This is a genomic window from Candidatus Puniceispirillum marinum IMCC1322 (genome assembly GCF_000024465.1).
Classification (GTDB): domain Bacteria; phylum Pseudomonadota; class Alphaproteobacteria; order Puniceispirillales; family Puniceispirillaceae; genus Puniceispirillum; species Puniceispirillum marinum.
In genome coordinates, this window is the sequence record NC_014010.1 from 234,385 (window position 1) to 250,591 (window position 16,207).

Here is a 16,207-nt window from a genome sequence, read left to right on the forward strand (position 1 = left end):
AAGGGAGGGAAAAATGGCCGCAGATAAGAGCCGAAATCTTCAGGAAGTGTTTCTCAACAACATCCGTAAATCACATTCACCGGTAACCGTTTTTCTGGTTAGCGGAGTTAAGCTTCAGGGTGTTATCACCTGGTTTGACAATTTTTCAATTCTGCTTAAGCGTGATCAACATGTTCAGCTGGTTTATAAACATGCCATTTCAACGATCATGCCATCTGTTCCTGTTCATCTTCAGGGTTTTGAAGATACGGATGAGACTACCCCCGATCAAGGCTGAGTCAGACCTTTGGTATCTTCTAACCCATAAAGAGTTTTTTAATGACCGTTTTTGATAGTTTTGCCCAGCAGGTTGCCCAATTGATGCAACAGGCTACCGCCGAACTTGTGCTTCCGCGTTACCGGAATCTTGTGGCTGGGCAGATAGATACCAAGTCCGGACCCGATGATCTGGTTACGGTAGCAGACCGTGAAGCCGAAGAATGGCTGACCCCCCGTCTGCTTGCCTTGAAACAAGGGGTATGTGTAGGTGAAGAAGCTGTCGCCAAAAGCCCAGCACTACGTGATCAGGCCGGTCGCGGCACCGTCTGGACAGTTGATCCGGTTGATGGCACCCATAATTTTGTTCATGGCAAAGACCATTTCTGTATGATGGTTGCTTTATTGGAAGATGGTATCCCTCAGCAAACATGGCTGTGGCACCCGTTGAAGGAGGTGCTGTATTATGCAAAGGCTGGCGCTGGCGCTTTCAGGATCGATGGTCGTGATATAGTCCGCCTTTCGGTCAGTGACACGCTTCCTGATATTGAGCAACTTGTAGGTGAGGGAAGTACCAAATTTCTTAAACAACCATTTCGAGGTGAATTTATTGACCGGTTGAAGCACTTTGAAAACCGGATTTCTTTAAGGTGCGCTGGGGTGTTGGCGATGAAACTTGCCGGTGGTGATATCCATTTCATTATGCACGGGACTTGTACGCCATGGGATCATGCCCCGGTTGATCTCTTATGCCGTGAGGCAGGCGCACATGCAGGCATGTCGGTTGATGGGCGACCGTTTAACGCCGCCTATAACGAAGCTTTTATGGTGGCCGCGTCCAAAACCATTTGGGATCAGCTTAATCGTGAAATATGGCGTGGCGAATAGCTGTAAGACATCATCGGTTGCAAGCACACCATTATGACTAGTCGTTTTTCTGGAATAAGAGGCTAAGACCAAGTGACACGAGAATGACGCTGGCACCTCGATCAAGATATATTTTAGCCCGCAAATAACTTGTTCGAATGGTTTGGGTGCTCATCACGTAAGCAAGGATCGTATAAAAAGTAACTTCTATAGCCAGGTGATTTATAACAATAAACCCTATCTCCCAAGCTGCCATATTTGCTGGAAAAATGACAATCAGTATGGCAGCGGCAAACAGAACTGATTTTGGGTTCGACAGGTTGATCAGGACACCATCTCTGAAGGCATTGATAAGCGTTCGGGCATTGTTTTGAATAGGAGACGTGGCATGTCGCCATGTGATCAGCGCGATATAGAAAAGATATAGGGCTCCACAAATCTTCGCCGTTGTATAAGCCCATGGCACCAGAAAGAAAATACTTTCCAGCCCAAGCAATGCCAGCAATGTCCAAAATGCTGCGGTCAGCCCAAGTCCAAAACCAAGCATGATTCCCGATCTGGTGCCAGCGGTTAAGGTGGTGCGCACAGACACCAAAAATGCCGGACCCGGACTGGCAAGTGCTACCAAAAGGGCAATGTTAAAGGCAATGAGTTGGGCGGTAGTCATCTTTATTTTGTCTCACTTTTTTTGGCATCTTGCCAAAATGATTCCATCTCACCTAAAGGTATAGTGTTGATATTTTTCCCATTTTTGTCAACTTGTTCTTCTATATACCTAAAGCGACGCTCAAATTTTTTATTGCACCCCATTAAGGCCGTTTCGGGATCAACACCGGCTTTGCGAGCAAGATTTATAGCAACAAACAGAATATCGCCAATTTCATCTTTGATAGCATCATGATCTGGTTCGTCTGCAGCTAACTCAATTTTTAACTCGTCCGTCTCCTCAACCATTTTAGCGAATACATCATTGATATGATCCCAGTCATAGCCAACACGGGCGGCACGTTTTTGTAGCTTGAGGGCGCGTAACATTGGCGGTAGTCCGACAGCCACATCGTCAAGCACACCGTTTTTGCCTTTCTGCGCACGCTCGGTAGCTTTAATATCTTCCCAGTTTATTTTTTGCCTCTCTGCATCATGTGATTGCGCTTGTGCAGGAGGGCTGTCAGATTTTGTCTCATCACCAAAGACATGAGGGTGACGACTAATCATTTTATCGCTGACGCTGCGGGCAACATCTGCCACGTTAAAGCAACCTTCTTCCTCGGCTATGCGAGCGTGAAAAACAACCTGTAGTAATAAATCGCCTAACTCGTCGCGGATATCTTCGCGCGTACCGTTATGTATAGCATCCGCCACTTCATAAGCTTCTTCGATCGTATAAGGGGCAATGGTTTCGAAAGTCTGTTTCACATCCCACGGACATCCGTTTTCAGGATTGCGCAGACGAGCCATGATTTTTACGAGATGTTCAAATTCGGTGCTTGCTTTAGACATGTAGCCATCGTAACAGTCGTTAGCAGTCTGACCAAGCTGAATAACAAATTGTAAGCACTTTGTAATATTTTTATGTTTTAAAGTTGTTTTTTATATAGCAATGATGTTTCTGAAGGTCGTAATTTATTAAATATATTACTGTGTGAACACGTCTTGAAGCTGTTTATATAGATCAAATAGGGGATTAAGATGGGGCGCATTAGATCATGGTTTTTCACTGGGCTGGTTGTTACAGCGCCAGTTTTGCTGACGATTTACATTACCTGGTCAGCAATTGAGATCATTGATGGACAAGTGGCTAATTTACTGCCGCATTTTGCCGAGACAGCCTATAGCGAGATTCCAGGTATTGGATTGTTGATCGGGGTCGCGCTGATCACAGTTATTGGCGCGTTGGCTGCCGGCTTCATGGGGCGCTGGCTAATTAGTTTTGGCGAATCACTGTTGAACCGTATGCCGGTTGTACGATCCATTTACGGGGCAACTAAACAGATACTGGAAACGGTTGTTTCAGCCCAATCAGACGCGTTTCGCGAAGTTGTGCTGGTTGAATATCCACGTAAGGAGTTGTGGGTTATCGGGTTTGTTACGGGCAATACCAAAGGTGAGGTCGATACGTTGATTGATCATGATATGGTCAATGTCTTTATCCCGACAACACCTAACCCAACATCAGGGTTTTTGCTGTTCTGTCCTAAAAAGGAAGTCATATTTCTGGAGATGGAAGTTGAAGAAGCTGTCAAGATGGTGGTGTCTGGAGGCATTGTGACACCGCCTGACCGCAGTGGTGGCAAGCCAATAGCCGAGAAAGCGGCGTCTACAAAAGCCGCACCTAAAAAGGCAAGCATGAAAAAGACTGGCTCTGCGAAAGTGGCGGTTAAAAAAACCACAGCTAAAGCCGTGACCAAGAAAACCACACCCAAGAAAGCCGTGACCAAGAAAGCCGTGACCAAGAAAGCCGCGCCCAAGAAAGCCGCGCCCAAGAACCGTTAAAACGCGACATTATAGCTTGATGATGGCTTATGTTTGATTGCTGCATTTGATTGGGTGGCTGATTGTGGTGCCAACCCTATCCTGCGGCAAGATAGCGAACAGCGCTATCACGTTCAAACAGGCTTAGTAACATATCGCTATAGGTCAAAGCGGTGCCATCAGTGGCCATGCGGCGCGCTTCGGTTCGGGCTAGTGAAAGCAGATCAGCATGAGCGCCAAGATCAGCAAGGATGAATTCGGGGACGCCAGATTGACGTTGCCCCAGAAATTCACCAGGACCGCGTAATTTTAAGTCTTCTTCTGCAATCACAAAGCCGTCTTCGGTATCACGCATGACCGTCAGCCTTGTTTTTGATGTATCGCTGATCGGGGGGGCATAAACCAGAATACAGCTTGATTTATCTGCGCCCCGTCCCACACGACCACGAAGCTGATGGAGTTGGGCAAGGCCAAAGCGTTCGGCATGTTCAATGATCATGATACTGGCTTCAGGCACATCAACGCCAACTTCGACGACGGTTGTCGCCACCAGAAGTTGCGCGCTTCCATCACGAAATGCCTGCATGGCCTCGTCGCGCTCGGGGGCTTTCATTTTTCCATGTGCAAGGGCAACCTTGTGTGCAGGTAAAGCGCGAACAAGGCTGGCAAAACGGTCTTCGGCGGCGGCGATATCGAGTTTGTCGGATTCTTCGACAAGTGGGCAAATCCAGTAGGCGCGTTTTCCGGCATCAAGGGCGCGTCTAATGCCATCAATCACCTGATCAAGACGGTCATTAGGCATTACCCGTGTGTCAATGGCGAGGCGACCAGCTGGTTTTTCATTCAGCCTCGATTGCTCAAGGTCGCCATAGGCTGTCATGGCCAGGCTGCGTGGGATTGGCGTGGCGGTCATAACGAGGACATCGACGCCATTTCCCTTTTGCCCAAGAATAAGACGCTGGCGAACGCCAAAGCGATGCTGTTCATCAACCACGGCGAGCCCAAGATCGGCAAAAGCAACATTCTCGGATAAAAGCGCATGTGTACCGACAACAATATCAATAGTGCCGTCAGCAAGCCCAGATAGCGTGTCTTTGCGGCCTGATCCGGTACGCCCCTGACCCAGTAACAGGCTGGCACTTTTGCCGATGGGCGCAAGCATCTTATTCAGACTTTGATAATGCTGGCGCGCCAACACTTCGGTCGGTACCAGCAAGGCCGCTTGTGCTCCGCTTTCAACGACATGCAGCATTGCCGCCAGCGCAACGAGCGTTTTACCAGAGCCAACATCACCTTGAAGCATGCGTAACATGCGTTTGCCAGATTCCTGATCAGATTTAATTTCCGCAATCGCATTTGTCTGGGCCTTGGTTAAGGCAAAAGGCAGGTTATCCATAAGAGCCCTAGTAAGCGTGCCTGTGCCAGCAAAGATACGACCTGGCACCGTATCGGCAGCTTGTTGGCGCACCATGTTGAGCGCGATTTGATTGGCCAGCAACTCGTCAAATGCCAGCCGCGCGCGGGCGGGGTTGTTTGGCAGTAAATCGGCTTCATTTTGGGGTGCATGAACAGTGCGCATGGCGCTGGCAAAGTCTGGCCAGTTATTTGTGGCCATGATTGAAGGCGGGATCCATTCGGGCAAAGTGGGTATCGTGGCCAATGCCGCGGTGATAGCGCGACGCAGAACCTTTGGTGTCAGGCCAGCGGTGAGTGGGTAAACTGGCTCAATTTCGGGCATGCTAGCCATTTCATCTGGTTTAACCACATAATCGGGATGCGCCATCTGCACACGGTTATTAAAAATTTCGGTGCGGCCACTGATAATGCGGCGCTCGCCAACTGGAAGAAGCCGTTGGATATAATCATCCCGCGCATGAAAAAAAACCAGCTCTATCGATCCTGTGTCATTCTGGCAAAATACACGCCATGGCCGACGGACGCCCCGTGGAGGTTTGTCATGCTTTACGACAATAATGTCAAATGTCGCAATGGCACCATCAATTACAGCATCCAGCGGCGGTTTCTGGCTACGATCAATTATAGCGATAGGCAGATGCCGCAATACATCAATCACATAGCTGCCAACACGCTTTTCCAGAATGGCGGCAAGCTTAGCGCCGACACCCGGCAAGGACGTGGTCGCCGCGAAGAGCTGAAACAGTTCCTGTGGTCGCTTTGGATGCACCATGAATTTCCTTGTTTAACCGAGCTTAACCGGGCTTATCCGGCGCTTTCTTTCTGTCCGGTATTATCAGTCTAACGCATTCTCTGCCTTGTTTCAAAAGATATGCCATCCATATATAGGCATCAATCAACGGCGTATTACCATCTCGAAAAACCATGCAAGGCTTTGCAGTGCTAGTGCGTTTCATGCTATGGCAATTGCGGTGATGAATGAAACTGTCCGAACCTAAGTTAAGTGAGTTTATAATGACATCAGAAAAGCTTTCCAATCGTGCCCGTCGTCTGATTTATCAGGCCAGCTATACCGGTATGAAGGAGACTGATCTGCTGCTGGGGCATTTTGCCAAGGTGCATCTGCCAGATTTGAATGATAATGAACTGGATGATTTCGAAGCCTTGCTCAAGGTTGGGGATCCCATTATTTACGCATGGGTAATGGAAAAAGAACCTGTTCCCATGCACTATAATACACGTGTCTTTCAGCTTATTAAAAAGTTTAAAAAAATATAGCAAGCAAATGAATTTCATCAATAAAATTGAATTAAACAGCTCGTTATGGGGCTGTCCTGATGGTGCGCATATGCTGGCGGTCGCTGCACTTGCCGAAGCCAAGGGGCAGATTCTATTTGTGGCACGTGATGATGCCAGGCTGGCTTTGATGCGGGATGCGCTGGCGCGGCTGGCACCGTCATTAGATATTCTGGTGTTTCCGGCGTGGGACTGTCTTCCCTATGATCGTTTATCACCCCAAGGTGCGCTGGTTGGGCAACGGATTGAGACGTTGGCAAGACTGGCGTCAGAGCCGGCAGCATTAACGGCAAACACCATCGTGCTGACAACTGTAAATGCCTTTCTGCAACGTGTACCACCACAAAGTTATTTTGCGGAAAGTTCGCTTCATATCACTGTTGGGCAGACCATCGAGCCATCAGCTTTGGCGACGTTTCTGGTCAATAATGCGTATCTGCGGACTGACACGGTGCGCGAAACAGGTGAATTTGCTGTGCGAGGGGGCATTGTTGATGTGTTTCCCCCTGGCCATGCTAATCCAGTTAGGCTTGATTTCTTTGGCGATGACATTGAGACAATGCGTAGTTTTGATCCATCGAACCAGCGCAGTATTGGCAAAGCGGATCGTTTGACCTTACATCCTGTCGCTGAATTCAGGTTGAATAGTCAGACTGTGGAACGGTTTCGTACCAGCTATCTGGCAACATTTGGCGCCACTGCCAGTCGTGATGCGTTGTATGAGTCAGTATCGGCAGAACGAATGCATCCCGGAATCGAACATTGGTTGCCGCTTTTCCATACTGAGATGGTGCGCTTGACTGATTATTGCCCAGACTGGCCAATCATTCTGGATCATGAGGCTCAAGCCGCCTGTGTTGTACGGTTTGAGCAGATCGCCGATTTTTATGAGGCGCGCGCTGATAGCGGAGATGATGGAAGCAGCCCCTATCGCCCGCTTGATAGTGAGGCGCTTTATCTTGGTGCAGATGAGCTGGAAGAGCTTTCGGCAAAACAACATGTCTGCAGTCTGCAACGCTTTGCCGCCCCCGATGGTAGCGGATCGCATCAGGATGCAGGCGGCCGACCCGGGCTGACATTTACCACCGCTATGGCGCGTGGGCAGAGTGCGGTAGTCGAAGTTGTCGAAGCCATGCAGGCCGAAATGACCGGTCAGCGTCGCCCAATTGTTATCGCCGCGGCAAGTGAAGGCGCGGCTGTCCGGCTAGACGAATTGATTGGTGAACAGATGGGCCCAGGGCATGTCACGCGAATCGACAGCCTTAATGCAGCAAAGCCAGGCGGCATTTATATCATCATCTGGTCACTTGATGCCGGCTTTCAAAGTGATCAGCTACTGGTTATTGCCGAAGCGGATATATTCGGCCAGCGATTATCGAGGCCACAATCCAAGCGTGGTAAAGGTGATGACTTCCTTCGCGAGGTTAGCGCGCTTGAAACAGGCGATTTGGTGGTACATGCCGAACATGGTATCGGCCGCTATGATGGTCTGGTTACCATCAATAGTGCAGGCGGCGATCATGACTGTTTGCATCTTGTCTATCATGGTGGCGATAAGCTTTATCTACCGGTTGAGAATATTGAATTACTGTCACGTTATGGTAGTGGCGGTAGCGGTAGTGGCGGTAGCGGTAGTGATGCACAGCTAGATAAGCTTGGTGGTGCCGCATGGCAGGCGCGCGTTGCACGTATCAAGGGCCGTGTCAGAATTATGGCCGAACAGCTGATCAAGATTGCTGCCCAGCGGCACACGGCCAAGGCCGAGCCCTTGCTGGCTACTGATGGGCTGTTTGCTGAATTTTGTGACCGCTTCAGCTTTGTCGAGACGGATGACCAATTGAATGCCATTCAAGATGTGATTGATGATCTGGCTTCAGGTAAGGCAAGTGACCGTCTGATCTGCGGTGACGTTGGTTTTGGTAAGACCGAAGTCGCTTTGCGCGCGGCGTTTATTGTGGCGATGGCAGGGTATCAGGTTGCATTGGTAGCCCCCACAACGCTTTTAGCGCGCCAGCATGGCAAGGAATTTACCGAACGCTTTGCCGGTTTCCCGCTTAAGCTGGGGGTTTTGTCACGCATGACATCAACAAGTGATGCCAAGCAGATCAGAGAGGATCTTGCGTCGGGTGATGTGCAAGTCGTTATCGGGACGCATGCTTTGCTGGCTAAATCACTGTCATTCAACAATCTTGGTTTGCTGATTGTTGATGAGGAACAGCATTTTGGCGTTGGTCAGAAAGAACGCCTCAAGGAAATGCGCGGTGATATACATGTGCTGACTTTATCTGCAACGCCTATCCCGCGTACCTTGCAAATGGCGTTATCGGGTGTCCGTGAAATGTCATTAATCGCGACACCACCAGTTGACAGGTTGGCGGTACGAACCTTTGTTGGGCCATGGGATGGTGTCGTACTGCGGGAAGCCATTCTGCGTGAGATGTTCCGTGGCGGTCAGATATTTGTCGTATGTCCGCGAATTGACGATTTACAACGGGTCTATGACCGTGTGCGCAAACTTGTGCCAGATGCCCGCATATTGTCGGCGCATGGGCGGATGCCTGCTGCCGAGCTAGATGATGTGATGACAAAATTCGCCGATGGTGAGGCCGATATACTGCTTTCAACCAATATCATTGAGTCTGGTATCGATATTCCATCGGCAAATACAATGATTATCCATCGGGCTGATATGTTTGGGCTTTCGCAATTGTACCAACTGCGGGGACGTGTCGGGCGTGGGCGACAGCGTGCTTATGCTTATCTGACATCGGATCCAAACCGCATTCTGACGCCACAAGCGCGGCGGCGGCTGGAGGTGATGCAAACACTTGATACATTGGGTGCCGGATTTACCCTAGCATCTTATGATATGGATATCCGTGGTGCGGGCAATCTGCTTGGCGATGAGCAGTCAGGTCATGTGCGTGAAGTTGGTGTGGAGCTTTATCAGGAAATGCTTCGCCAAGCGGTCGATGCCGCAAAAGCAGGTGATGTAAAAGACGATGAAGATACGGTAGTCGAATGGACGCCGCAGATTAACCTTGGGCTGGAAGTACGCATACCCGAAGCCTATGTCCCTGATCTTACCGTGCGTCTGTCACTTTATCGTCGTATTGCCGGGTTGAGTGATATGTCCGAAATTGATGCCATTTTGGCAGAGCTTGTTGATCGGTTTGGGACGATGCCGGACTCAGTACGTAATCTGTTTGCGGTGATCGAGATCAAGCAATTATGCAAATTGTCGAATGTTGAAAAAATCGATGCAGGGCCAAAAGGGCTTTCAATCGGTTTCCGTGACAATCAATTTGCCAATCCAGAGCAGCTTGTTGGCTGGATCGCAGCCCAACAGGGGCGAGTACAGTTACGTGGCGATCATAAATTAATTATCAAACAGACATTGCCGCAAGCGTCTGGACGTGCGCCAGTATGTAAAGGGATTGTGCAAGAGCTCGTTGCGCTTGTATAAATCATGACTATTCGGCTAGCTGGCAGCGGCATCAATCGCCGGTAGCAGATGATCAGCTTCATGGGCACCAGCAACGGCGTATGAACCGCCAAAAACAAAGTAAGGCACACCATCCATATTCAGCCTTCGTGCCATAGCCAGATCATGATCTAGTTGGTGCTCAAAGCTTATATCGTGCCGTGCTTCGATAAGTTCAGCATGTCCAGATTCGGTCGCTATCCTATCGAGAACATCGTTATCACCGATATCCAGCCCTTCGATAAAATAGGCAGAATATAGACGTTCACTGAGGCTTTGACTGTCTGACCCTGCTGCTAAAAGCAATTTATGGGCGTGTCGACTATTGGGTGTTTTGTCGATTGCATCGAAGTTGAAGTTGATACCTGTATCAAGTCCGGCTTCGGCAATACGACCATAGACTGCATGAGCTGAATCACCAAATTTCGCATGAAGATAGGCCTGACGATTCATGCCATCGACAGGCATATTAGGATTGAGCAGAAAACATCTCCAGATATATCGCGGGGTTATATGTGGCCGTCTAGCAAAGGCAGCGTCAAGACGTCGTTTGCCTATAAAGCACCAAGGGCACACAATGTCGGCATATATTTCAACATCGACCTGTATAGTCTTGTCGTACATAGTGGTCATATTGGTCATTTCAGTCATTAATAATGGCCTATAATTGCTTTTGAAAATTCAAGGATACATGGAAATCCAATCTCCAAGATGGTAAAATGCGACGGTCTTTCACGGCAAGTTAAATTCGTAGCGCGAATGAGGCGATAATGGATAAAAATGACTCAAAAGATATTGATCACGTCAGTATTGCTCGTGATATAGATCGTCTTCTAGCGTGTAAAAGCCTGATTGTCACAACGGCTTTAGCAAATGAGATACCTGAAATTGGTACGGCGCCTTTTATAAATCATGATGAATCTTTATACATATATTCTAGTCATTTATCAAAACATACTCGTGTCTTACTTGAAACAAAAAAGGCGCATTTCATGTTATGCCAAGATGAATGTGATACACAGAATATCTGGGCACGGCACCGGCTGAAATTCACTGCGGGCATAAATGAGATTGCCCGTGATGATGCTGACTTTCCCTTGCTGTGTGATAAGTTTGAAAGTGCGTTTGGTCCGACCATGGGCTTGATCCGTGACTTTGCCGATTTTCATATGCTAAGACTGAAACCGGTTTCAGGCGTTCTGGTGCTTGGTTTCGCCAAAGCCTTTGAGGTAAAAGGGCCTGATTTTGAAATTGTGTCGCATTTAAGAAGCGCATGACAGGCAAACTGCATGACCGGAATAGAGCAAAGGATATGAGGATGCCTATTCTCTGGAGTTTTAGACGATGTCCCTATGCGATGCGGGCGCGCCTTGCTATTGATGCTAGCCAGCAACAAGTAGAGCTTCGTGAAATTCTGTTGCGCGATAAGCCTGATAGATTTATTGCGGTATCGCCAAAGGCGACGGTGCCTGTTCTGCAATGTGATGAGGGAAAAATCATTGAAGAAAGCCGTGATATCATGTTCTGGGCATTGAAACGCAATGATCCTGAGGGCTGGCTGGATATCTGGCGGCAGAATCCGGCTTATGTCACCGCGTTTCTTGATCGTCTAGATGGTGCATTTAAGACCAATCTTGACCGCTATAAATATGCAAGCCGCTATGACGCGGATGCGGCACTCAAACATCGTGATGCTGGCGTTGTGTTTATCGCTGAGCTTGATAATATTTTGGCGCAGAAACCCGCATTGTCGGGGGACAGGCTTGGGGTGCTTGATTTTGCATGTCTGCCATTCATTCGGCAGTTTCGTATTGCTGATAGTATGTGGTTTGATAAACAGAACTGGCTAGCTTTACATAAATGGCTGCAAACCTTTTTAACCTCGTCGCGCTTTGAAAGGGTGATGAAAAAATATTCTCCATGGCACGAGGGTGAACAAGGTGTAGATTTTCCATAACAGTGCATCTAATTAGATGCTAAGCGAATTTGATATGCCATTTTATGAATTTCCTGCCAGTTTGAGATTGTGATGATGTCTTCATATTTAAATACATTGCGCGCACCGCTTCCATTTGTCCTTCTTGATGCCAATTATCACGATGATGATATATCCCACCTATTTCGGGATCCGGTCGAGGTTGTTTCGGTCACCGGTGATTGCGATATTACCGCGGCAATGGCACAGCTCGAACAGGGGCTTGATAACGGATTGTTTGCCGCGGGTTTTATTTCCTATGAAGCTGCACATCAATTTGATCCAGCATTAATTACCGCAGGTGCTGGTGATGCGGAGGAGGTGACAATCTGCTTTGGCCTGTTCCGAGAGCATATAGAGTTAACCCGAATTGAGGCTGACAGTTTGATGGCAGCAGCGGCCAAAGGCGGTGAGTTTCATCTATCATTGCCCCATAGTAGCCGCGATATAGAAAGCTATCTGGATGATATAGCTGTATTACAGACGCATATAACGGCTGGTGATACCTATCAGACAAATTATACCTACCGCATGTCGGGTGATATGCATGGTGACCGGCTGGCGCTTTATGAAGAAATGCGCCAACAGCAACCTGTATCCTATGGTGCCTTTGTTCAATTGCCTGATGTGCCGGTATATTTATCGCGCTCGCCAGAGTTGTTTTTCCGGAAAAATGGCAACCGGCTTGTAACACGTCCGATGAAAGGTACGGCACCTCGTGGGGCTAATGATGCCGCAGATCACGATATTGTGCATGCCATGTTGGAAGATGGTAAAACCCAATCGGAAAATACGATTATTGTTGATTTGCTTCGGAATGATTTTGGCCGTGTGGCGGTCACCAATAGCGTTTCTGTTGACGCTTATCTTTCACCTGAGCGCTATAAATCTGTGCATCAACTTACCTCTACAATTAGCTGTGAGGTGCCGGCTGATTTGTCGATAAGCGATCTGTTTGCAGGTGTCTTTCCCTGTGGTTCGGTCACCGGTGCGCCAAAAGTGCGAACCATGCAAATTATCAGTGATTTAGAAAAGGATAAGCGCGGCATCTATACCGGATCGATCGGCTATATTCTACCTAACCGTGATATGTGTTTCAATGTTGCTATACGGACCTTGTCAGTCAGTGTTGATGGGTATGCAGAGGTTGGTGTTGGTGGCGGTATTGTGCATGAATCCGACGGGGACAGCGAATTTGCCGAATGTGCGGCTAAAATGGCCTTCCTTGAGAGGGTGATGATCGCCAGTAAGCCCGAAACACATCTGTCACCTCTTGCCAAGCTACAGGCCAGTTGATGATCTCTATTATCGATAATTACGATTCTTTTACCTATATCATCGCCCAATATTTTGCTGCGACAGGCATGCCCGTTGAAGTGCGTAAGAATGATGTGGCGACAGTTCAAACAGTCATCGACAGTGCGCCGATAGGGGTGGTGTTATCGCCGGGGCCAGGCCGACCAGAGGATTCGGGCAATAGTTTTGATATTCTGGCGGCAATCCGTGGTCGGGTGCCAGTGCTAGGTATTTGTCTGGGGCATCAGATCATAGCCCGCTCAATGGGTGTTGAAGTCACTGCAGCAGCACGGATTTCACATGGCAAGGCAAGTGCGATTACACATCATGGTAAAGGGTTGTTTACAAATATAAAGCAAAACACAAAGGTTGGACGTTATCACTCTCTTTCTATTGATAAAAATACAATAAATAAATCTCTTTCTATTGTTGCTGAAACAGCCGATGACATAGCAGAAACCATGGCTGTAGAAGACCTGTCAGCACATATTTATGGGGTGCAATTTCATCCTGAATCAATCATGACCGAGGATGGTATGACGATGATCAAGAATTTTGTTCATATATGTCGAAACGCCAAGCTTAGTTAGGCGGTCAGGACATGGTGGATTTTCATATTTTCGAAACCATGCGTTGGCGTCCAGCTTGCGAGTTTGACCCAGGAGGTTTTGACCGGGGAAATGCGCATTTACGTCGGATGGCTTCGTCTGCCCGGCGTTTTGGCCTGCCATTTGATCCGCATGCTATTCATGCAACGCTTGATAATGAACTGAACGGTATGCTTGTTGATAAGCGGGTGCGCGTCGCCTTATATGAGGATGGTGAGTTGGTCGTAGATGTTGCGGATGCGCCGTCTGAGGTTGCGTCAAGATGGCGACTGGGGCTGGCCGCAACACGGCTGGATGCTGGCGATATGTGGCTACGGCATAAAACTAGCAACCGACAGCGCTATGAAGAGGATAGGGCGGCATTTTGCAGTGGCGCGTCAGCTCAATTTGACGAATTGATTTATCTTAATCAAAACGGTGAAATATGCGAAGGGACGATCACTTCGCTATTTATTGGCGATGGCAGTGGAATGCTGAAAACACCTTCACTTGAATGCGGACTTTTGCCCGGTATCCTGCGTGAGACAATGGTGCAAAATGACAAAGCAGTTGAGGCGGTGCTCACGCTGGACGATGTTCGTGGCGCAACCGAAGTGTTTGTCGGTAATTCGTTGCGCGGATTGATACAGGCGGAACTAGCATTTTAACAAATGCTACTGTGATGTCAGGGCACCTGTGGGTAAGAAATGACCGACAGATAGCGTGAGATTGATGCGCCCAGAAACAGCAAATCATCAAAATGCAAAACAGCATGCGTATCTTTGGCATCCAACGACACAGTGCATCCAAGCGTTTTTGAAAGATCAGCAGACAATGTTGCAAAGTCTGCCACGGGATTATCCGACTGAATTGTCAATTTGCCATGTTCTTTGCTGTTTTGGCCATAAATCGCAATACCAGCACTGTCAGGCCCACGATCAGTCATTGTAACCAGCATATCGGTAAGCATGGCGCCAAGATCAGCTCCAAGTTTTTTGTCTTTGAGAAAAAGGCCGACGATACCGCACATGCTAAAACTTCATTTATCAATTGAAACCTTAACAGCAAAAAAACTATGTTTTACTAAGGTGAAAATAATTATCATGATAATAAATTTTTAGCCCATTTAATAGACGAGGCTATATTAGATTTATTATTTATAAGAAACTTTTTTTCTTAATATGCAAAAATTACTAGCCTTTAAACCTTTTTTGTTGAAGATTATATGTATGGCTATATGCCCGATGGGCGTCATAGCCCAATCGTTTATAAGCTCCGATTGTTCAAGATCTTACATATGAGTGTAATTCATCTGAGCGCCATTTTTGGAAGGAGATTAGTCATGACTGCATCATGGAGATTTTCTACATTGGCCGATAGGCATCGTGCTTTGGGGTCTGAATTGGAAGACTGGAGTGGGATGGGAACGGCTTGGTCCTATGATAAAGATCAGGAAGAGGAATATCTGGCGATCCGCACAAAGGCGGGATTTATGGATGTTTCGGGGCTAAAAAAAGTTCATGTAGCTGGCCCGCATGCCAGCCATGTGATTGATAGAGCCGTCACCCGCGATATTGAAAAACTTCGGCCTGGGCGTTCGACATATGCCTGTATGCTGAATGATGAAGGAAAATTTATTGACGATTGTGTGATTTACCGAATGGGCCCAAATAGTTTTATGGTTGTGCATGGATCAGGGCAGGGGCATGAACAGCTAACCATGGCGGCAACTGGCCGTGATGTGTCACTGCGGTTTGATGACAATTTGCATGATATTTCTTTGCAAGGGCCGCTGGCGGTTGAGTTTCTTGATAAGTATGTCGATAGCATACGCCAGTTGAACTATTTCAATCATACGCAAACCATGCTGTTTGATTGCCCCGTTATGATTTCTAGAACTGGTTATTCGGGTGAGCGCGGTTATGAGCTTTTTTGCCGTGGTCAGGATGCGCCAAAGATATGGGATACACTGGTTACAGAAGGTGCCGCAATGGGCATTATCCCTACACGCTTTACGACACTCGATCTGCTTCGTGCTGAGAGTTATTTGCTATTTTTCCCCTATGACAACTCGGACATGTATCCGTTCGAGAATGAAAAACATGGTGATACACTTTGGGAACTTGGACTTGATTTTACGGTTTCACCGGGCAAAACAGGGTTCCGTGGTTGTGAAGAACATATGCGCCTTAAAGGTAAAGAGCGTTTTAAAATCTATGGCGTTCTTCTTGACGGAACCGAACCGGCAGATGAGGGTGCGCCTTTGATGAAGGATGGAAAGCAGGTTGGTATAGTTACTGTCGGTATGTATTCAACATTGAATAAGCATAATGTTGGTATTGCACGCATGCCTGTTGATTGTGCTGTTGATGGCGTTGCCATGAGCGTCAAAAACGCTTCTGGGGATATTGCTTGTCAAGCACACTCGATGCCATTCTACGATCCGCAAAAGAAAATTCGTTCTGCAAAGGGCTAGTAAACTGATGGGCGATTATATCCATAATCGTCGGTTGATTGATTTCAACTAAGCGTCTTTGGTGAGGCGGATTTTTTAAAGGG

15 protein-coding genes and 1 pseudogene are annotated in these 16,207 nt (G+C 47.8%); 11 read left to right on the top strand and 5 right to left on the bottom strand.

The window, feature by feature from the left end; all coding sequences use genetic code 11:
* The first annotated feature begins 13 nt into the window (after positions 1-13).
* Positions 14-277 carry an RNA chaperone Hfq gene (hfq, locus tag SAR116_RS01140; RefSeq protein WP_013045093.1) on the top strand — a complete coding sequence of 88 codons (264 nt, stop codon included), beginning with the start codon at positions 14-16 and terminating at the stop codon, positions 275-277.
* Positions 278-318: 41 nt separating this feature from the next.
* Positions 319-1,143 (top strand): inositol monophosphatase family protein, encoded by an 825-nt coding sequence (locus tag SAR116_RS01145; RefSeq protein WP_013045094.1) that lies wholly within the window; start codon positions 319-321, stop codon positions 1,141-1,143.
* A gap of 37 nt (positions 1,144-1,180) precedes the next feature.
* Here SAR116_RS01145 and SAR116_RS01150 read toward each other — a convergent pair whose 3' ends face one another.
* Positions 1,181-1,789, bottom strand: a complete 609-nt coding sequence (locus SAR116_RS01150) for a LysE family translocator (protein ID WP_013045095.1) — start codon at positions 1,787-1,789, stop codon at positions 1,181-1,183.
* A 2-nt stretch (positions 1,790-1,791) separates the two neighbouring features.
* The gene (gene mazG / locus SAR116_RS01155) at positions 1,792-2,622 is read right to left on the bottom strand and encodes a nucleoside triphosphate pyrophosphohydrolase (RefSeq protein ID WP_013045096.1); all 831 of its coding nucleotides are present in this window, start codon (positions 2,620-2,622) and stop codon (positions 1,792-1,794) included.
* A 189-nt stretch (positions 2,623-2,811) separates the two neighbouring features.
* Between mazG and SAR116_RS01160 the strand changes: the two genes are divergently transcribed.
* Positions 2,812-3,615: a DUF502 domain-containing protein gene (locus SAR116_RS01160; RefSeq protein ID WP_013045097.1), complete on the top strand. Its 804-nt coding sequence runs from the start codon at positions 2,812-2,814 to the stop codon at positions 3,613-3,615.
* A gap of 76 nt (positions 3,616-3,691) precedes the next feature.
* On the opposite strand, the gene recG is transcribed toward SAR116_RS01160, so the two are convergent.
* Positions 3,692-5,782: an ATP-dependent DNA helicase RecG gene (gene recG / locus SAR116_RS01165; protein WP_013045098.1), complete on the bottom strand. Its 2,091-nt coding sequence runs from the start codon at positions 5,780-5,782 to the stop codon at positions 3,692-3,694.
* A 242-nt stretch (positions 5,783-6,024) separates the two neighbouring features.
* Between recG and SAR116_RS01170 the strand changes: the two genes are divergently transcribed.
* Together SAR116_RS01170 and mfd are read left to right on the top strand one after the other, a co-directional pair.
* Complete coding sequence (locus SAR116_RS01170) at positions 6,025-6,288, top strand: succinate dehydrogenase assembly factor 2 (protein WP_013045099.1); 264 nt, start codon at positions 6,025-6,027, stop codon at positions 6,286-6,288.
* A gap of 7 nt (positions 6,289-6,295) precedes the next feature.
* Complete coding sequence (gene mfd, locus SAR116_RS01175) at positions 6,296-9,772, top strand: transcription-repair coupling factor (RefSeq protein WP_013045100.1); 3,477 nt, start codon at positions 6,296-6,298, stop codon at positions 9,770-9,772.
* Positions 9,773-9,787: 15 nt separating this feature from the next.
* On the opposite strand, the gene SAR116_RS01180 is transcribed toward mfd, so the two are convergent.
* On the bottom strand, positions 9,788-10,441 hold the full coding sequence (locus tag SAR116_RS01180; protein ID WP_013045101.1) for a DsbA family oxidoreductase: 654 nt from the start codon (positions 10,439-10,441) through the stop codon (positions 9,788-9,790).
* 119 nt (positions 10,442-10,560) lie between these two features.
* On the opposite strand from SAR116_RS01180, the gene SAR116_RS01185 reads away from it, so the two are divergent.
* The 5 genes from SAR116_RS01185 to SAR116_RS01205 all read left to right on the top strand — a co-directional run bounded on the left by SAR116_RS01185 (position 10,561) and on the right by SAR116_RS01205 (position 14,316).
* A complete protein-coding gene (locus SAR116_RS01185; RefSeq protein WP_013045102.1) occupies positions 10,561-11,067 on the top strand; it encodes a HugZ family pyridoxamine 5'-phosphate oxidase in 507 nt (168 codons plus the stop codon).
* A gap of 41 nt (positions 11,068-11,108) precedes the next feature.
* The gene (locus SAR116_RS01190) at positions 11,109-11,747 is read left to right on the top strand and encodes a glutathione S-transferase N-terminal domain-containing protein (RefSeq protein WP_013045103.1); all 639 of its coding nucleotides are present in this window, start codon (positions 11,109-11,111) and stop codon (positions 11,745-11,747) included.
* A 72-nt stretch (positions 11,748-11,819) separates the two neighbouring features.
* Positions 11,820-13,061, top strand: a complete 1,242-nt coding sequence (pabB, locus tag SAR116_RS01195; protein WP_013045104.1) for an aminodeoxychorismate synthase component I — start codon at positions 11,820-11,822, stop codon at positions 13,059-13,061.
* Complete coding sequence (locus SAR116_RS01200) at positions 13,061-13,651, top strand: anthranilate synthase component II (RefSeq protein WP_013045105.1); 591 nt, start codon at positions 13,061-13,063, stop codon at positions 13,649-13,651. Before pabB ends, SAR116_RS01200 begins: the two co-directional genes overlap by 1 nt.
* Positions 13,652-13,662: 11 nt before the next feature.
* Positions 13,663-14,316, top strand: coding sequence for an aminotransferase class IV family protein (locus SAR116_RS01205; RefSeq protein ID WP_013045106.1), 654 nt, complete (start codon positions 13,663-13,665; stop codon positions 14,314-14,316).
* A gap of 68 nt (positions 14,317-14,384) precedes the next feature.
* Here SAR116_RS01205 and SAR116_RS01210 read toward each other — a convergent pair.
* Positions 14,385-14,678: pseudogene (locus SAR116_RS01210) on the bottom strand (glutamine amidotransferase); the annotation flags it as partial.
* Positions 14,679-14,990: 312 nt separating this feature from the next.
* Between SAR116_RS01210 and SAR116_RS01215 the strand changes: the two are divergent.
* Entirely contained in the window at positions 14,991-16,124 is a 1,134-nt protein-coding gene (locus SAR116_RS01215; protein ID WP_013045108.1) for an aminomethyl transferase family protein, read from the top strand.
* The last annotated feature ends 83 nt before the right edge of the window (positions 16,125-16,207 follow it).